The sequence below is a fragment of the Fodinibius sp. SL11 genome, from assembly GCF_052060035.1.
In the GTDB taxonomy this organism is placed as follows: domain Bacteria; phylum Bacteroidota; class Rhodothermia; order Balneolales; family Balneolaceae; genus Fodinibius.
Genome location: NZ_JBPOEA010000011.1, coordinates 38847 through 56768 on the forward strand (window position 1 = coordinate 38847; position 17922 = coordinate 56768).

Genomic DNA, 17922 nt, shown 5'->3' on the forward strand with positions numbered 1-17922 from the left:
GTATTTATCACCCTCAATATTGATTTATTGTTTGTTGTGATAATATACAGTAACCTAATCATTTTAAAACCCTGTAATTAATTTTAATAACAGTTTTCTACGTATTTGGCGGAAGATAAACATGCAAATGATCCGCTGTACCTACATGGCGCATAGTTGATAACCCAAGAAGTTTAAAAGAATTCTCAAACAACCAATTTTTCCACGTTGGCCGACTTTTTGTACGTAAATCAACAGCATGTACATATCCGGTGGACTGTAGATAATGCAGAGAATCATCGTTCTTTGTAAGGCCCAGCTGATGGTAGTCTTCTGGATGGCGCTGTATACCTGTTACCATTATATCGCTATCAGCAAGGGTGACTGTTGTTAAAGCTACTCGCATTATAGGGTGCAAGGATTGATAATAGGAATGAATTTCTTCGGTCTTCGTATTTAGGCTCGAATAATACAGAACCCCATAAAACGTATACGCAATTACCAGTACAACAATGCCGCGAAAAATATACGTGAAAGCCCTTTGGCCCATCCCAAATTTATAGATGAAGATACCCCCATAGGCTAATAATAATACAACCGTAGCCAAACACCCGGCCAATAGAGCCAACCATCCGTTTGTTTGGTAGTTTTGGTATATAAGGACTGAAGTTCTAACAAGAAGAAAAAAAGGAAGGACTAAACCTATTAAACTAAGAAATATCTTAAAGAGTATTCTCTTCCATAAAGAGAACGATTCGGAAACATGTTTTTTATCAAACTCCTTCAGCTGTTGGTCAAACTGATCATTTAACTCCTTAATCTGCTTAAAAGACGGGCTTTGTTGAGTACTCATATTTTATTCAGGCTATGATACAACGGACAATTACGTTTTTGCACGACACCTGAAAACAGAAGTTACACCAACCTGAAATAAAAAAAGGGTTCTGGCCGAAACCAGAACCCCAGTACAACTCATCACAATCCCTGTTGCTAATTAAAAAAAATTTGGATAAGAATCCAACACATCTCAGAAATTAACCCATTCAGGGTCATATTCTTTAATACTATAACGACACCTGTTAAGCGTGATCCTCATCAGATTGCAAATAAAAAACGTTCAAAATAAAAAGCACTACTAAACTTCCTAAAAAGCCAAAGACTAAACTTCCGGGCAAGTTAATAAATATGGCTATGCTCCCCACAACTACAGCGCCAATAACCCCGGCAATAAGATTGGGTATAAGCTCAACCCCCTGTTTCCAGATACTTACCTTGATAAGTGCTCCGGCAACCATTCCAATAGAAATGAGCCAAAATATCATAGTCCCATTTAATTCTTCCATTTCGTCATATATTTTATTTTGAGATGATTTGCACAAAAAATATACTTTTTTCATCGATTTTGGAACTGATATTTTTACAATAGATTTCCCCGAATACCTATATTACTTAGCATACTTTCAATTGCTGTTCCATGGATGACTCCGATATTCGCAAAATAATTCATATTGATATGGATGCCTTTTATGCATCTGTTGAGCAGCGCGATTTTCCCGAATATCGAGGAAAGCCTCTTATTGTGGGAGGTTCTCCCGAAGGACGCGGAGTCGTTGCGGCAGCCAGCTACGAAGTACGAAAATATGGCGTCCACTCAGCCATGCCCGCCGCAAAAGCTGTGCGGCTTTGTCCACAGGCTATCTTTGTGAAACCCCGCTTCGAGGTTTATCGAAAAGTATCGGAGCAGATTCGAGAAATCTTTTTTGAGTTTACGGACCTCGTTGAGCCGCTTTCGCTGGACGAGGCCTACCTTGATGTCACTGAGAATCATATCAATTTGCCTTCGGCAACCCTCATCGCTAAAAAGATCCGCAAACGCATTAAGGAAAAAACACGTCTTACCGCATCGGCCGGGGTTGCGCATAATAAATTTCTGGCTAAGGTAGCCTCAGATCTTGATAAACCCGATGGACTTGCAGTGATTTTACCCGAAGATGCTGAAGACTTCCTGGAAAAGCTGGAAATTGGCGAATTTCATGGAATCGGGGAAGCAACCGAATCCAAAATGAATTCACTGGGCATTCACACGGGAAAAGATTTAAAGGAGTGGTCGGAAATTGATCTGGTCAACGAGTTTGGCAAAACCGGACGTCATTATTATCGTATCGTTCGCGGGGTTGACAACCGGCATGTAAAGACCCACCGCATCCGAAAATCTATTGGCAAAGAACGGACGTTTTCTGATGATGTAGAGGACCTGGGCTGGATCAATAATTTTTTGAAGGAACTTGCAGAAAAAATTGCTGAGCGCATGCAATCCAAAAATGCCGCAGGGAAGACGGTGACACTCAAGGTACGGTATGATGACTTTGAGACCATCACCCGAAGTACTTCTTTTAGTCACTATGTCGATGATGCCGATGACATTGCCGACACCGCCATTTCACTGCTCGAAGAAACAGAGGTCGGACAACGAAAAGTGCGCCTGCTCGGTATTACGCTGTCAAATCTAAACCTCAACGAAAGGGGTATTTTTGAGCAACTGGAAATTCCTTTTGAAAAGTAGCCCTAAATGTACAAAGGTTTATCCTGGCATTTAACCCACTTTCCCACTCTTGATACCCATTATTTTTCCTTATCTTTAACAGCTGAAAATAACCCGTTTTAATCCGCCAAAATACGCAGTTAAAATCACTTTCTGATGAGTTACACCCTTTCCGACTTTGATTATGAGCTCCCTGATGAGTTTATCGCCCAAAAGCCGGCTGACCCCCGCGACCATTCGAGACTACTCGTATATGATCGCGAAAACAAAACCATCAAGGATGAACGGTTTTACAATATCCATAAGTATTTGCCTAAAAACACTACGCTGGTCCTCAACAACAGCAAAGTTGAAAAATGTCGTCTTCTTTTTGACGAGGGGAAGAAAGAGATATTTATCCTTAATACTGCAAATAACACTACCGTTAAGGCGATGGTACGTCCGGGCAAAAAATTTAAAGAGGGCAAAACGGTGCAGCTGACCAAGAGCATTTCAGCTGAAGTCTTAGATATTGATGAGGAAGGACTGCGAACATTAAAATTAACCCCTTCGCTCAATGATCCCGTTTACAATAACCACAGGCACACCCCCTTTCCTCCATATATAGAACAAAACGAATCACTCTCAGAAAAATACCAGACCGTTTATGCCGATGATTTAGGCAGCAAAGCCGCACCTACGGCGGGACTTCATTTTACGGATGAACTTCTTTCCAAGATAAAAAAGCAGGGGATCAGTCAGACAGAAGTAACCCTACATGTGGGATTAGGCACCTTTGCTCCTGTCAAGGCTGATAGAATTGAGAATCACACCATGCATTCGGAATGGTTCAATATCTCCAAAAACACCGCAAATCAATTGAATAAGGCTGATCATATTACGGCCGTAGGGACCACCAGCGTTCGGGTACTGGAATCAGCACTTAGAGAGCATGATGAGTTTACTTCAACGAGAATGGATACCGATATCTTTATCCGCCCCGGTTTTACATTCAAGGCAACGGATGCTTTAATCACTAATTTTCACCTGCCGAAAAGTACCTTATTGATGTTGGTAGCAGCCTTTACCGGCTATGAAGAAATGAAAAAAATATATCAGCATGCCATCGATGAGGAGTATCGATTCTACTCCTTTGGCGACGCCATGCTGATATTATAATCAAAGAATTCAGATCCTGAAGCAAAAACAACTAACAAGCTTACGCTTCGGGATCATTTTGTTGCTGCTGTTGCATCTCTTGCATTTTCTGCTTCATCTGCTGTTGAGCATTTTGCGCTTCATCACCGTCAACCATTTTAACTTGGTTTTTCAACGAGGTTGAAAGCTCCTCAACATCATCTTCGGAAAGCACTTCGTCGAGATCTTCAATGCCTACTTTTTGCAACAGGTTATAAATCATGCGATTGTGCAGCATCTGTTGAGCTGCAGAACTCAATTGCATAAGCTGTTGCTGGGGCACTTGCGCGCCGGAAAGCTTAATCTTATTCATGACCGGTTCAAGCAGGGCTTCAATCTTCTTAGACATCTGCTTTTCCAGCTCTTTGGCATCAGCATTCTCTTTACTTGTCACTTCATTTCCGTTAGGGTCGACTAACTTCATAATTTACAAATACTTTGGTTTAGAATTACTTCATGTTTTTAACACAGTCTCACAGGATATCGTTTATTTTCGGCAACGGCAAATTATCAGACGGTGAAAAGAACAAGAAATTGTTGTTTTCCGAAATATTCGCTTATCAAGCAGTACAGCTATATCTGTGCCTCCCCCTAAATTTTCTGAACGTATTTGTAAGGTTTGAAAAATAATTGAGCCTTCTCTCATTCATGCAACGTATATCACTAATAGTACGAGACAAGTTTCACATTTACCCACAAATAGAAATTAAATCATCCATTTTGAACAAATCATTACTTATCGCCACACTCTTAGGCGGGTTACTGTTTTTTAGCTGTGAATCCACTTCTACGGATACCAGTTCTACTACGCTATATCAAATAACGCTTAGCTCATCCCCGGCTGAAGGGGGTAGCGTAAGTCCCGCCGATGGAGAATATGAAGAAGGCAGTACCCAAGAAATCTCTGCCACCCCTAATGAAGGCTGGCGTTTTGTAGCGTGGAGCGGAGACTTCACTGGCACAAATAGCACGGCTGCCATTACCGTTGATTCAGATAAGGATATTGAGGCGATCTTTGAAAAGAAAGAATATGCCCTCACCATAACTACCGTGGGAGAAGGGACAGTGGATGAACAGGTAATAGAGAATAAGAGCAAAGACTATGAACATGGTACAGTAGTAGAACTTTCAGCTAATCCCGCAACAGGGTGGAAGTTTGTAGAATGGGAAGGCGCTGTGACCGGTAGCCAAAATCCGCAACAGCTTACCGTGGACGATCCCAAGGACGTAACAGCGATCTTTGAAAAGAAATCCTACGAATTAACGATCAATACTCAGGGAGAAGGATCAGTAGCTGAGGAAGTTGTACAGGCTAAAAGCTATGATCATGGCACCCAAGTCCGGCTCACCGCCACCCCTGCCGAGGGATGGCAGTTTGTTAAGTGGACAGGAGATATCACGGGTTCGGAAAATCCTGCTCAAATTACTGTCGACAATCCAAAAGAAGTAACGGCCGTATTTGAGAAGAAGTCCTACGACTTGACCATTAATACAACAGGTGAAGGCGCAGTATCCGAGGAAGTTATTCAAGCTAAGGCTACCAGTTACGAACATGGAACGACGGTGCAATTGACCGCCAATCCAGCGGAAGGTTGGCAATTTGTAGAATGGCAAGGAGATGTGACGGCTATTGATAATCCCATTCAAATTACAGTGGATGACCCGAAATTGGTAACAGCAGTTTTTCAGAAAAAAACCTTCTCGCTCACCTTAAACACAATAGGGCAAGGAGTCATTCTAAAAAATCCTGACCGCCAGGAATACGAATATGGTACTACGGTCGGCCTCACTGCTTCTCCTTCTTCGGGATGGAGTTTTGAGAAGTGGCAGGGCGATATCACCGGAACTGATAATCCCGTTCAACTTACTATTGATAACCAAAAAGACGTAACAGTTGTCTTTATAGAGCAAAATCAACCGCTCTTTTATTTAGCTTCAAACGGAGTCACCATTAAATGTGAGAATGCCCAAACAGGGGATAGTGGCACGGTAAATGACATTACTTATACCAAGCGAACTAAATCGCAGATTACCCCCTCCAATGCAGAAACAACCTGCACCAGTGGATTAACCAGTACCCGTTTCATGTTTAACGGAGCCTCTTCTTTTAATGGCGACATAAGCAGCTGGGATGTAAGTAGCGTAAAGGATATGAGGGGGACGTTTTTTGATGCCACCTCTTTTGCCGGCGAAATCGACTATTGGGATGTGAGCAACGTAACCGACATGAGTTTCATGTTCGCTAAAGCCAACTCCTTTAACGGAAACCTCAACAGTTGGAATGTAGGTAATGCAACAGTTATGGAAGGCATGTTCGATGCGGCCAATGCCTTCAACCAAGACTTAAATAACTGGAATGTGAGCAATGTCACCAACATGGTTCACATATTTCGTCAAGCGGCCTCCTTTAACGGGGATATCAGCAGTTGGGATGTAAGTAGTGTAACAAATATGCGCGGCATGTTTAGCCAAGCCATATTATTTAACGGAGACATAAACAACTGGAATGTAGCCAACGTCATCTATATGGATTATATGTTTACCTCCGCAGAATCCTTTAACCAAAATCTCAACAGTTGGGATGTGAGCAGCGTGACAGCTATGGATGGAATGTTTAGCAGGGCCACTGCTTTTAATGGCGACCTCCGGGATTGGGACGTAGGTAACGTGGGTCCCATGGATTATATGTTTCAAGAAGCGGAATCGTTTAACAGGAACATCGGCAACTGGGATGTAAGCAGTGCAACCAGCATGCGCTATATGTTTTCCGGAGCGGCTTCTTTCGACCAAGACCTGAGCGGTTGGTGCGTTACCAATATTAGTTCTTATCCTGATGGATTTTCCTCAGGGAGCCCCTTAACCAGCAGTCACAGACCATTATGGGGGACGTGCCCATAATAAATTAGCCTGAAATTAAATTGCCGACTATTCTACCGAAACAATTATCTTTACTAAAGAGCTAATCGCTCCCGGCCTCAGTAAATGGCATCACTAAAAATCTGGGACTGGAGTGGCTATTCCTCAAAGACCAATGCATCGGGATTAGCGCCCAACTCTTTAAGATATTTGATCATTACATCATTAAAAGCCGGAGGGCCACATACGTAAAAAGGCTGATCAAAATCATCAATCTGATCGGCCAAAAATTCCTTATCAATAAAGCCATCCAGGTTGATATACTCATCAGTGGACTCATCCGTAATAATATTCATGAACCGGTCGCCCAGCATCTCTTCAAACTCATCCCTCAGGATGATATCATTCTCTGTCTTATTCGAAAAGATGAGCGTATTTGAACCAATCTCATTGTTATCGTATAGGTCACGCAAAATAGCAATAAAAGGCGTAACCCCGGCACCACCTGCCAGAAAAACACCTTCTCCTTTATACTCAATGGTACCCCAGGCATCATCAATAATAAATTGATCGCCCTCTTCAAGCCGAGCAATTTGTTCGGTTACCCCCTTATGATCCGGATAACTCTTGATCACAAACTCCAGATGATCATCCTGCAGATTTGTAAACGTAAATGGGCGTTTTTCTTCGCGCCAGCCCTCTTTGTCGATAGCCACTTCTGTAGCCTGCCCGGGAGTAAAGGAATAGCCATCGGGACGTTCAAAAGTATACGCTCTTACATCGTGGGTAATATCGTCGATATTTAAAATCTCAACTTTCTCAGCCATAGTTCTGATTCTCTTTAGATTAACATTCCCTAAAAAAATGATTTTCCAGCTTTAACCATTCAAAATATCCGGAATTAGAAAAGGCTGAGAACTGTTTAAATCATTCACGAAAAACAATCAATCATCCAAACCAATGTATAGTACCGAAGAACAACCGATAAAATTAGCCGATACCGATTATCCCATTCATAAACTCTTACAAAAGAGATGGAGTCCCAGAGCCTTTTCAGAAAAAGCGATTGATAGCAAACTGTTAAACCAACTTTTTGAAGCCGCACGCTGGGCTCCTTCATCATACAACGAACAGCCATGGCGTTTTATCATTGCCCGTAAAGAAGATCAGGAGGCCTATGAAAAATTAGCTTCCGTGATGAATGAGTTTAACCAAAGCTGGGCCATGGATGCCCCCGTACTGGTACTGGCACTTACCAAAACAACTTTTGATTTGGATGGCCGAGACAATCCCCATGCCGAACACGATTTGGGACAGGCCATTGCTCATTTAACTTTTGAAGCCACCCGGCATAATTTATATGTGCATCAAATGGCCGGCATATTACCCCAAAGAGCCCGTGAGCTATACGAAATATCCGAGGACTATAAGCCCATGACGATGTTTGCCATCGGTTATAAGGACGATCCCGAATCACTAAATGATAAATTAAAGAAACAGGAAACCTCGCCACGCATCCGCAAAGATCTGGACGAAATTATCTACGACGGCAAATGGGATCAATAAAAAACTACTTAAAAAAGCTGCTGACCGAAATTTGGTCAGCAGCTTTTTCTTTTTACTCTCTTTGTAAGTTCTGCTTTAAAAAATTGACGGTTTTTTGCCAGGCGTCTTCAGCAGCTTTTTCAACATATCGCGTGCCGGATGGATTGGCAAAAGCATGTCCTGCTCCCTCATAAATATGAATGGAATTCTCGACTCCCGCATTGTTGAGGGCTGTCTCAAACTCCTTAGCTTGCTCTGCCGGGATACCTTCATCTTCTTCGCCAAAAATGCCCAACACCGGCATCTGTAACGACTTTAACTGCTCGGTATCCGTAACCAATCGACCATAATAAATGACTGTTGCATCTATTTTATCGGGATGAGCCAGTGCCGTTTGCAACGACCATGCCCCTCCAAAGCACCAGCCAATTACCCCAATATTGTCAGCCCCTTCTTTATCTGCCAGGAATCCATAAGCCTGCGTCAAATTATCAACAGCCTCTTCATTATTAACAGAGCGGGCATAGGTACCCGCGCTATCGGATGATTCGGCCACTTTTCCATTATATAGATCCACAGCCAGTGCCGAATATCCTTCCCCAGCTAACTTATCGGTCATCATACGGATATTGTCATTTAGCCCCCACCATTCGTGGATCACGATGATGCCCGGAGCATTAGTTGCACCCTCAGGCTTGGCTAAATAGCCGGTAATCTCTTCGCCATTTACCGTAGCATAGGTTACTTCTTGTCCCGATACTTCGGCGGATTGGGTTAGATCCTTGGCTGCATTTTCTACGGGCGTATCCCCTTTATGCTCCTGGTCCATCCGGTCAATAAATTCTTCTTCGGGACTGTCACTACATGCTGTTAATAGCAGCATTAATCCCAAAACTATAAATCCACGTCCAAATTGATGCATAATCTCCTCTTTTTTTATTGCGGTTATACTCTTTTAATAAAAATTTGAACCAAAAAGTTGCATGCTTTCGTATTTACTGCCTAAATATAAAAGCAAGAAGCAGGATGACAGCCGTAAGATCTGAATTTTGGGATTTGTCTTATGATCTGTAACATATTCAAAATTTTATGGAAGAAAATCTTCCGTCGGTATATCAAGAGATTTTAACAATTAATAAAATATCGGGGTACGTATGAGTTTTGACTTTGACAAAGCAAACCAATCATTTGATTCTTTACCATATAAAGATCGTCTTAAATCGATAGCTGACCTGGCCAAAAACACCCTCAGCATTGTTGGCAAAGACAAAGATATTATAAAGCCGTGGATTCGCATGACCATATATCACTCAATTATGGTCACCTTCTTTTTTGGCGGATTCTTTTTATGGCAATACAATCATCCGGGATATGGATTTCTATGCTTCGTTTTGGCCTTCTTTCTTTTTTTATACAAGCACTTTTATGACAATAAGCAAGAAATGCGCATGAGCTGGATTGTCTATGAGACGGTCATCGGCAACGATCCATCCTATAAAGGAGCTACCACGGCCAGCAAAGAAATAAAATGGTATATCAGAAAGATTGCCGGAATTGACATCCTTATGAGTTTCGTCAATAAAAGTAAATATACCGGTGGCGGGATCGTGAAAATGCTAATCCGCCTTTTTATTTCCGGACTTGAAGAAGTCTGGGATCTGGCAAACCATTACCTGCTGCCTTCGGTGGCGGTCGATAGGTTGGATATTACTACCGCCATTAAGGAAATGAAAAAGCTAAAGGATCGAGTACCGGAATCGTTGGTCGGTATTTTTGGAATTGACTTCTTGGGAAAGGTTGTCCGCCAGGTAACCGTTCCTGCCTATATCATCCTGTTTATTATCTCCGCTGCACTCGGGTATTTTGGAAGTGAAATACTCCCCGCTACTACTATTGATTTTAACGGCGATGATGTAGCCTTTACCTTTGTCCCCATTATTTTTGCGTTCTGGATTGGCAAGCTTTTCAGTAACATTTTTGAACGTACCGTTACCGCAATCAAGGTTATATACTTTACAGTGTTTTATACTAAAATCACCCATCCCGATCGCATTCGCGAAGATATGCAAGATGAGCTTGTTGACTATCTGAATCTAAAGCAAGTTGACGAGGTTGATAATTTGGAAGAGCAAGACGTAGAACAAGAATAAAAAATATTCTTCCCTTAAATAAAGACTGGCGCAAGCTTATCACTTGCGCCAGCATTCGTAGGCAAATCGCTTCAAATATTAAATTAACGCTGATACTTATTCATTCGCAGGAGATATCCGGACAATACCATTATCCGTTTCCGTTGCTACATAAATATTGCCATCAGGGCCTTGCTTAACATTACGCACTCGTCCTATATCTTCAAACAGGATTTCATCCCCCACGACCTTATTATCTTCTACATCAACCCGGACGATATATCCAAACTTCAGGGATCCCACTAAGATATCCCCCTTCCATTTCGGGAATTTATCACTGGTTACAAAAGTCATCCCTGAAGGGGCGTTTGAGGGGTCCCAATACCACTCTGGCTGCTCCATACCGGCCTTGGCCGTATCATCTGTAAATTTAGTACCGCTATAATTTATACCAAAGCTAATTTCCGGCCATCCATAATTATTACCGGCTTCAATAATATTAACCTCATCACCACCGCGGGGACCATGTTCATGCTCCCAAAGTTGTCCGGTTTCGGGATGCAAGTCCATCCCCTGTGGATTGCGAATGCCATAGGCAAATATTGCATCCATTCCCTCTTGACCCACAAAAGGATTATCTTCGGGGATACTTCCATCTTCGTTCAGGCGATATATTTTCCCCATATCACGTGTAATATTCTGTGGATTCACATCGCGATTGCCACGATCTCCGATACCGAAATACACGTGACCTTCGTTATCAAACACAATACGACTCCCAAAATGTTGGCCACGCTCAGAGTTCGGCTCAGCCTTATACAACACTTCTTGGTTCACCAGCCCAGTTTGAGCCTCATTGAGTTTGGCACGCATTAACGCGGTATTAGCCCCGGCCCCACTTCCTTCCGGACTTGAGTAGGTCAGATAAATCCACCCATTCTCTTCATAATCGGGGTGCACATTAATATCCAACAGGCCGCCCTGTCCACGTGCCCATACCTCCGGCACTCCATTAAGAGGCTCTTCGATGAGGGTACCATCGCTATAACGATACAACTCTCCACCGCGATTAGTAATCAACATATCTCCATTGGGCAGCCAATCCATACCCCACGGTATATCGATCTCATTGGTAATAGTTTCCAGAGTATATTCTGAGTTCCCAATTTCTTGGTTAATATTGCCCTTCTGCTCATTTTCGGAGGTTGCATTACAGGCAGTCAGAAAAATGACAGCTAAAAATATTGATAGGTATCTACTCGTTTTGATCCGCATAATATTAACTATTATTCCCTTTGTGGTGATATAATTACCAATAATTAATTAACATCAATCGTTCGATAATTACTAATTCTGCACGTAAAAAGTTATGAATACTATACTTAGTAATATGCAATAAATACTTCTTTTGGGGAATAGGCCTATTTCGTTCCGGCATAGCGCTCAATAATTGCTCTACAAATTTTATCTAAAAGGACCAGATTTTTGGTTGTAATTTGTCCAACGAAGCAAGATATTTAGGGTCATTTCAACGCAATGCGCCCGTAGCTCAACTGGATAGAGCGTCTGACTTCGGATCAGAAGGCTGAGGGTTCGAATCCTTCCGGGCGTACACCTCTAAAACAGTACATAAACCCCGCTTATTTAATTATAGGCGGGGTTTTTTGTTTGTATTTGGCCTATCTTTCTATCCTTCTGCATGAAATATTTTCATAATTCATACATATTTTACTGGACTGATGTTACATATGATGTTACATTACTCTCCAACCTAAACTACTCATATGAAAAAATATGGCCAGTCTAAGAAAACGAAATAACTACTACTCTATCGTTTTTGCCACGCGGGTTGATGGCGAACTCATTCAAAAAACCTATGCTCTTGGGACCAAGTACAAAAAGATAGCCGAGCAAAAGAAACACCAATACGAAAAGTTATATGAAGCCGGTGAGATAAATCCATTTGCTGATGATTGGAATCTGCAAGAGTATGAAAAGATGCAGGAGTTGAAAGGCACTTCTGTTGTAAGTCCCATCTTAAATGAACTTCAAAAGAAATTTTTAAGAGAAAAGACAAACGTAACTGCTAAAACCAAGAAAACTTATAAGTACATCATACGTCAATTTATGGAAGGAGTAGGCTATACAATGCCCGTCACAAGAATTGATGCTGATGATATTCGTGCTTTTTGCCTGCGAGATGACTTAGCCAATGCTTCAAAAAAGAATTACCTAAAACACTTGAAAGTATTCTTCAACTGGCTGGTAGCAGAAGAATACATAGAATCCAATCCCTGCGATAAAATTGCCTTGCCTAAGGTTCGAGATAATCTTGTTGATAAGATTATTGAAGAGGATGACCTTGATTTAATTTTTAAAAAATTTCGAGAGTATCAGTTAAAACACAAAAAAGCTCGTGCTATCCAATCCTCAGATCAGATGCAGCTTTGGTTTAAGCCGCTAATCACACTGGCTTTTTATACTGGTATGAGACGTAAAGAAATCATCCAGTTGCGCTGGGAGCATATCAACCTTAAAGAGGGATTTATTAGAGTTACTGATACTAAAAATGGTTCAGAACGAACAATCCCAATCTTTGAAACTTTATATTGGCGTTTAATTGCCTGGAAAAAACTTATGGGCAACCCTAAAAAAGGATTAGTTTTCCCGAGTCCAAAATCAACGCCTGATCGAGAAATTGCAATGACGGGAGATAATGTCTCCAAACGTTTTAAATTCTATGCCACTGAGGAAGCCGAGCTAAAGGATACTATTAACTTTCACGGCCTCCGCCACTCTTGTGCGACTTATTTATTGCGCATTGGTTTTAATGTCATAGAAGTAAAAAATATGCTTGGCCATAAAAGTCTTGAAGTAACCAATCGCTATGTGCACCTAGTTGCGAAAGATCTAATGCGTTCCGCCAACAAAAATGGTAAAATGAATTATCTGAATGAAGCATAAGATACCGGCTACAAGATTTGACTCTTTATCAAAGAGAGATTTGCTATTAAAACTGACTGCTGATCGGTTTTCCAAACTCTCCAATGATTTAAACTTTGAATCAGATATTAAACGCTATCAGGCTACCAGTATCACAGCCATAGCATACCTGAAAGAGACCAATCAATATCGCAGGCAACTTCAACTCTGCCTTAAAAATTTCGCCGGTAGAACAGCCGAGACCTTTCGCCCGGAGTTTATCTTAGCCGTTAGAAAACTATACCAAGAGCATTTAATAAATCTTGGCCGGGGCGTTATTGAATTCTCGGAGCAGAAAATAAACCGGAAGAAAACCTTAGATTTGGATTTCAGTGGTGCTGAAATTAACAATGGCCACTTCTCCGGCATCCTGGAGAATCTTTTTAATGAGTATGGAGAAGGCGTTCTTAATCTGGACCATGCTCCCTGGAGATGTAGAATGGCCCGCATCTATAATTGCTCAAAAGATACCATGAACCGATTGGAAGGCAAGCTTCGGACCATTGGGCAATTCGGTTGCCTCGATGATGCTATTTCATTTTTAGAGGTCCGCATAGGCTTGCACGGCAAATATACCTTTAAGGTGTTAGTTGATAATTTGGATGAACTAATCAATGATTTCCTTATTGACAGCTCCAACGGACATATCAATAAAGTGAAAGCCCAAAAACCAGTTGATGAACTTGTAAAAGAAGCAGCAGGGAAATACGAAGTTCTGAATTCGCCTACCTATCTCGTAAATCCAAAAGCTTACAAGTCCATTCTCAAACACCGGATCAAATCCACTCTGAAAAACAGATAGTTTTCATAAAACAGGTTGAAATCTGTATAAACAAAACTATCTTTTTGTTACATAGAGCCTGCTATTTCAGGTAGAATTACAGATTTTGATTTTCAGTACCAAAATCCTCCTTTGATTTTCAAAATCTGTTTTTTCCTGGAAGTGTATTTTATTAGGGATTGCCTTTTCTTTAGCGCCATAAAATTTTTGCAACCCCAAAGATATCATCTATGAATTCTCCCGACCCCAAAGAAAATTTAATGGCTACCATCGCCATCCTCGACGCCAAATTAGATACCATTCTTAACAAGCTGAACGCAGAACCTGACAAATCAAAGTTCATGACAGCGAAAGAAGTTGAAGCTCTAATTGGATTACATCATCGCAGCATACTCAATAGAAGTAACCTGCCTCCTGAAGACAAAAACTTTGTACCATTTCACCGGTTTGGAACACGCCGGAAATATTTTGAGCGCAAAGTCATAGAAAAAATATTTTTGCCATAAGTGTAACATATCACGACTAAAATACTCTTGTATATATTTATTTTTGTAACTAAAAAATAAGTCAAGTAGGAGTGACCTATGCTCAATACCAGTGAACCAACATTACGGGGCCCAAATACAAAACAGATCAACAGTAAAAAGAAAGTGCTTACTCTTATCGAACAGCTTTCTTCAGTAGTTCAAGAAGTGCGCTCTGAACATCCGGATCAAGCCGCAGGTGCGGTTGCTCAGATAGCTGATCTTCGATATCACCTACAAGCTTCTTAATCTCTTTCATGCGGTTATCAAGCAGCTGCTTTTCTTTCAGCTCTTCGCTAATATCGGCCATTTCATTAACGGTAAATGGTGCGCCCTCTCCCGTTAGTAGCCAATTAAGATTTATCCCTGATTGTGCAAACCGTATTAGCGTGGAGCTGTTTACTTCTGTCTTCCCTCCATTTTTTATCTCTGAAATCACAGACCGATTTACGCCCGTCTCCCGCTGCATTTCAGACACATTTCCATCGTAATACTCTTCCAGCAGATACCGGACATTATCTTGTAATATTTCGCCAGATTTTTTTTCCAAAATTCCTCTTTTCCTATCCTATTGGTTTTGATATGGTTAACGTAATGTCCCTTTCTTTTTAAGTTACGCTCACATCATTTTTAATTGTTTCGTTGTTATCACATCACTACTTTAGCCCTGTAGGTAACGGTAATGTTTACGTGTAACCATCCGATTATACTACTTACCCTTTAATTTTAAAAGACAGAAGTACAATTGTGAACGGACCAATAACAAAACATGAAATTAACCGGCTACGCCTAGCCGTCATAAAAGGCCAGATAATGGAGCAATATGATACCTATGATGATTTTCGCAAAATCCTATTTCCTAATATAAAGCTAAACACCTTCCGACAGTGGTTCAAAAAACCCTATTACATTTCGGATCATCGCTTGTGTAAGATGGAACGAGCATTAGGAATTTCGGAGCAGGTTCTTACCCTCATTCTCAACAAGAAATTTGATCTTCCCATGGGAGCTCTTTGTAAGATCAAAGGCATTCGACTAACCCTTTAACCAATCGCAACCTATGGCCCAAATACGTACGCGCTATACCCTTGGGGATACCATCCAGTTCATAGACAGCGATGGCAACAAACGTAAAGAAATCGTCCGCATGATCGAAACACAGATCGTAGAAGGTTACGACCTCTGGGTGATTTACGGATATGGTAACGACCTCTATAAGCTCAACCATGTGAGCGAACACAAAATTCTAATATCTCAACGACAAATAAATGAGCAGCAACACCCGGGAAGAGTCCTTAACACTAGTATCGCCAAACAACCGGCAACAACCCGATGACTACGGGCCAGCAGTATCCAATTCTCAAAATGAACCGTTCGAATATGTCGACAGCTCCGATCCGTTGGATTTTGGCTGGTATCGCAATGAAACCGATGGCACCAGTCGCCGGATCGGCACCTTCGATATCGAAATACATTCCAAGATCATCCGCTATAATCCCGAAACACTGAAATGGGATTCGACGCTCTATGAATGCCAGGTGAGCTGGCTGACCCCAGAAACCCGAAAACTTACACAGAGCGAGCTGTTCGTACTGGAGCCGGAAGACTTACTATCAAAGAAAGCCTTCCAGATTCAGATCTTTAAGCATTCTTATCAGTCGGCTCGCTTCAAGTCTGATGATGAGATCCTCTTCTTTATGAGCTTCCTCTGTAACCGATGGCAGCCGCAAACGGTGTATGAATTCAACTACTACGGGTTTGTCGAGCACCATGGTTACAAGTTCTATCTGACGCGCAATGCTTTAGTCACCATTCCCGATGATCATCTTCATCAGCCCCAGTATATCATCGCTCCTGATCGGGAATCGGGACTATTCCCCATGGTAGCTGCCGACACTACCTTTTACGTAAAACCCGGGCGGATTGAACCTTCGCCACTGTTAGACCTGTCCCCTGCCAAGGATGGATTTTACAGCGATGACGAACACCAACTTCTCACCGGCAACGAGCTCCGGTATTTTACCGACACCGTCCGCGACAGATTCGGAGAACTTATCGCTGGCCAACAGCCCGAGAAGAAGGCCGAAGGCTACCTTATTTTCTCCTATATGCTCTCCTTTCTGTTTTTTGATGAGATCTATGATGTATTCAAGCACGTTGTATTTCTGTACTTGTATGGGGAACCCTCAACGGGAAAAGGTCAGCTCTCACAGATCATGCTTAATTTCTTTGGCCAATCCTTTACCGATGTGGATTCCAACCCCACGCTCAAGTCTGCCGAAAACAAGCTGGCCAACCACAGCAAGATTCCGGTGATCATGGACGAGTTTGTACCGGGGAAAGGCAAGATTACGCCACAAGTATTTAACATGTGGTACGAGTTGAGACAACGTGGAGTAAGCGCCTCCCACGATCGGACCAAAAACGCCTGGAGTCCTGTTCGTTCCCAGCTGATGTTTATCTCCAACTACAAACCCACCGAGGACCACTTCCGATCGCGGTGTATTATGATCGAATACGCCAAAGACAAACGTGGTTCGGTGGATAATCTTTGGTGGTTTGATAACCACAAAAAAGAGATGCAACGGCTCTTTCTATCTCTGCTGTACAAGTTTAATGATTTCAATCGCGAGCTGTTCAAAAGTGAGCTACTCTGGACCAAGCGCCTGCTGACCGAAGCCGTGGAGGAAGAACTAGGGCGACGAAGTGACCAGGAAGGTGTTCGTTTCCAAATCAAAGATCGTCAAATAGAAAATATGGCGGCCCTTATTACGGTGGATCTATTTGTTTGTCGACCCAGTGACGTACAGTTCGCGGAATTTGTTAGCCAGTCAGCCCAAGAAAATCGAAACTCCAAGGTAAGCGAAGAGGACCTACGGGAGATGCGGAACCTGCTTCGGGATTCCCGCGTATCCACCGAGATATTCCGCTATGGTGTAGAATTTTTAGCTAATTCCGCAGAGCGCGAAGTCCACCAAACACCACTTCAGCAGTTCCTAGCCAGTATTGAGATCATGAATGATAACGGGGAGCTCCCGAAACGATACTACGGCTGGAACAGCAAAGATGGGCTGGTGATGTACTGGAGCGGCATTTGGGATGCTTATACCAATTATAACAAGGGCCGGGAATATATCAGCCAGGATGTTATCCGAGAAGAGATTGAGGCTCTGGACCTGCACGGAAAAGCAAAAACCAATTATTACAGCTACGAAGATCCGGTGAAGGGCACCGTCAAAGAAAGCCGACATGGCTACCATATACCCCGTAAACATCTAACGCCAACCTGGCTACGCGCCTTTGGCAAGCGGGAGGAAGCAAACATCATGTTAAAAGAGCAAGGCCGCCAGCCGGCCACCGAATACCAGACAAGCACCGGTGATAGCTCGCCACCATTTTAGGTGAAAA

Annotated in this window: 18 protein-coding genes and 1 tRNA gene; 12 read left to right on the top strand and 7 right to left on the bottom strand. The window is 42.3% G+C overall.

Annotated elements, in window-relative coordinates; translation table 11 throughout:
• Positions 1-97 precede the first annotated feature (97 nt).
• Positions 98-832: a hypothetical protein gene (locus ACQ76V_RS11965; protein ID WP_441000737.1), complete on the bottom strand. Its 735-nt coding sequence runs from the start codon at positions 830-832 to the stop codon at positions 98-100.
• A 226-nt stretch (positions 833-1058) separates the two neighbouring features.
• Positions 1059-1322, bottom strand: a complete 264-nt coding sequence (locus ACQ76V_RS11970; protein ID WP_441000738.1) for a GlsB/YeaQ/YmgE family stress response membrane protein — start codon at positions 1320-1322, stop codon at positions 1059-1061.
• A gap of 131 nt (positions 1323-1453) precedes the next feature.
• On the opposite strand from ACQ76V_RS11970, the gene dinB reads away from it, so the two are divergent.
• Both dinB and queA read left to right on the top strand, forming a co-directional pair.
• Positions 1454-2542, top strand: coding sequence for a DNA polymerase IV (gene dinB, locus ACQ76V_RS11975; RefSeq protein WP_441000739.1), 1089 nt, complete (start codon positions 1454-1456; stop codon positions 2540-2542).
• 135 nt (positions 2543-2677) lie between these two features.
• Complete coding sequence (queA, locus tag ACQ76V_RS11980) at positions 2678-3679, top strand: tRNA preQ1(34) S-adenosylmethionine ribosyltransferase-isomerase QueA (RefSeq protein ID WP_441000740.1); 1002 nt, start codon at positions 2678-2680, stop codon at positions 3677-3679.
• A gap of 40 nt (positions 3680-3719) precedes the next feature.
• On the opposite strand, the gene ACQ76V_RS11985 is transcribed toward queA, so the two are convergent.
• Positions 3720-4121: a hypothetical protein gene (locus ACQ76V_RS11985; protein ID WP_441000741.1), complete on the bottom strand. Its 402-nt coding sequence runs from the start codon at positions 4119-4121 to the stop codon at positions 3720-3722.
• Between the two features lie 296 nt (positions 4122-4417).
• Between ACQ76V_RS11985 and ACQ76V_RS11990 the strand changes: the two genes are divergently transcribed.
• On the top strand, positions 4418-6595 hold the full coding sequence (locus tag ACQ76V_RS11990; protein WP_441000742.1) for a BspA family leucine-rich repeat surface protein: 2178 nt from the start codon (positions 4418-4420) through the stop codon (positions 6593-6595).
• A 116-nt stretch (positions 6596-6711) separates the two neighbouring features.
• On the opposite strand, the gene ACQ76V_RS11995 is transcribed toward ACQ76V_RS11990, so the two are convergent.
• Positions 6712-7380 (bottom strand): FAD-binding oxidoreductase, encoded by a 669-nt coding sequence (locus ACQ76V_RS11995; RefSeq protein WP_441000743.1) that lies wholly within the window; start codon positions 7378-7380, stop codon positions 6712-6714.
• A 133-nt stretch (positions 7381-7513) separates the two neighbouring features.
• Here ACQ76V_RS11995 and ACQ76V_RS12000 point away from each other — a divergent pair, with 133 nt between their 5' ends.
• Positions 7514-8119, top strand: a complete 606-nt coding sequence (locus tag ACQ76V_RS12000; protein ID WP_441000744.1) for a nitroreductase family protein — start codon at positions 7514-7516, stop codon at positions 8117-8119.
• A 52-nt stretch (positions 8120-8171) separates the two neighbouring features.
• On the opposite strand, the gene ACQ76V_RS12005 is transcribed toward ACQ76V_RS12000, so the two are convergent.
• Complete coding sequence (locus ACQ76V_RS12005) at positions 8172-9020, bottom strand: dienelactone hydrolase family protein (protein ID WP_441000745.1); 849 nt, start codon at positions 9018-9020, stop codon at positions 8172-8174.
• 232 nt (positions 9021-9252) lie between these two features.
• Here ACQ76V_RS12005 and ACQ76V_RS12010 point away from each other — a divergent pair, with 232 nt between their 5' ends.
• Entirely contained in the window at positions 9253-10248 is a 996-nt protein-coding gene (locus ACQ76V_RS12010) for a hypothetical protein (protein ID WP_441000746.1), read from the top strand.
• Positions 10249-10344: 96 nt separating this feature from the next.
• Here the strand turns inward: ACQ76V_RS12010 and ACQ76V_RS12015 are convergent, their stop codons facing one another.
• A complete protein-coding gene (locus ACQ76V_RS12015; protein ID WP_441000747.1) occupies positions 10345-11502 on the bottom strand; it encodes a PQQ-dependent sugar dehydrogenase in 1158 nt (385 codons plus the stop codon).
• Positions 11503-11765: 263 nt separating this feature from the next.
• On the opposite strand from ACQ76V_RS12015, the gene ACQ76V_RS12020 reads away from it, so the two are divergent.
• The 4 genes from ACQ76V_RS12020 (at position 11766) to ACQ76V_RS12035 (ending at position 14496) form a co-directional block, all read left to right on the top strand.
• Positions 11766-11839, top strand: a tRNA-Arg gene (locus tag ACQ76V_RS12020).
• A 182-nt stretch (positions 11840-12021) separates the two neighbouring features.
• Positions 12022-13191, top strand: coding sequence for a tyrosine-type recombinase/integrase (locus tag ACQ76V_RS12025; protein ID WP_441000748.1), 1170 nt, complete (start codon positions 12022-12024; stop codon positions 13189-13191).
• Positions 13181-14011 carry a hypothetical protein gene (locus tag ACQ76V_RS12030; RefSeq protein WP_441000749.1) on the top strand — a complete coding sequence of 277 codons (831 nt, stop codon included), beginning with the start codon at positions 13181-13183 and terminating at the stop codon, positions 14009-14011. The genes ACQ76V_RS12025 and ACQ76V_RS12030 overlap by 11 nt, the downstream gene beginning before the upstream one ends.
• Before the next feature lie 209 nt (positions 14012-14220).
• A complete protein-coding gene (locus ACQ76V_RS12035; RefSeq protein WP_310681623.1) occupies positions 14221-14496 on the top strand; it encodes a hypothetical protein in 276 nt (91 codons plus the stop codon).
• Positions 14497-14650: 154 nt separating this feature from the next.
• Here ACQ76V_RS12035 and ACQ76V_RS12040 read toward each other — a convergent pair whose 3' ends face one another.
• Entirely contained in the window at positions 14651-15064 is a 414-nt protein-coding gene (locus ACQ76V_RS12040) for a hypothetical protein (protein WP_441000750.1), read from the bottom strand.
• Positions 15065-15261: 197 nt separating this feature from the next.
• On the opposite strand from ACQ76V_RS12040, the gene ACQ76V_RS12045 reads away from it, so the two are divergent.
• From ACQ76V_RS12045 to ACQ76V_RS12055, 3 genes are read left to right on the top strand one after another with little or no spacing between them, the layout of a single operon-like run.
• The gene (locus ACQ76V_RS12045; protein ID WP_441000751.1) at positions 15262-15561 is read left to right on the top strand and encodes a hypothetical protein; all 300 of its coding nucleotides are present in this window, start codon (positions 15262-15264) and stop codon (positions 15559-15561) included.
• Between the two features lie 13 nt (positions 15562-15574).
• The gene (locus ACQ76V_RS12050) at positions 15575-15850 is read left to right on the top strand and encodes a hypothetical protein (protein WP_441000752.1); all 276 of its coding nucleotides are present in this window, start codon (positions 15575-15577) and stop codon (positions 15848-15850) included.
• Complete coding sequence (locus ACQ76V_RS12055) at positions 15783-17915, top strand: hypothetical protein (RefSeq protein ID WP_441000753.1); 2133 nt, start codon at positions 15783-15785, stop codon at positions 17913-17915. The genes ACQ76V_RS12050 and ACQ76V_RS12055 overlap by 68 nt, the downstream gene beginning before the upstream one ends.
• Positions 17916-17922 lie beyond the last annotated feature (7 nt).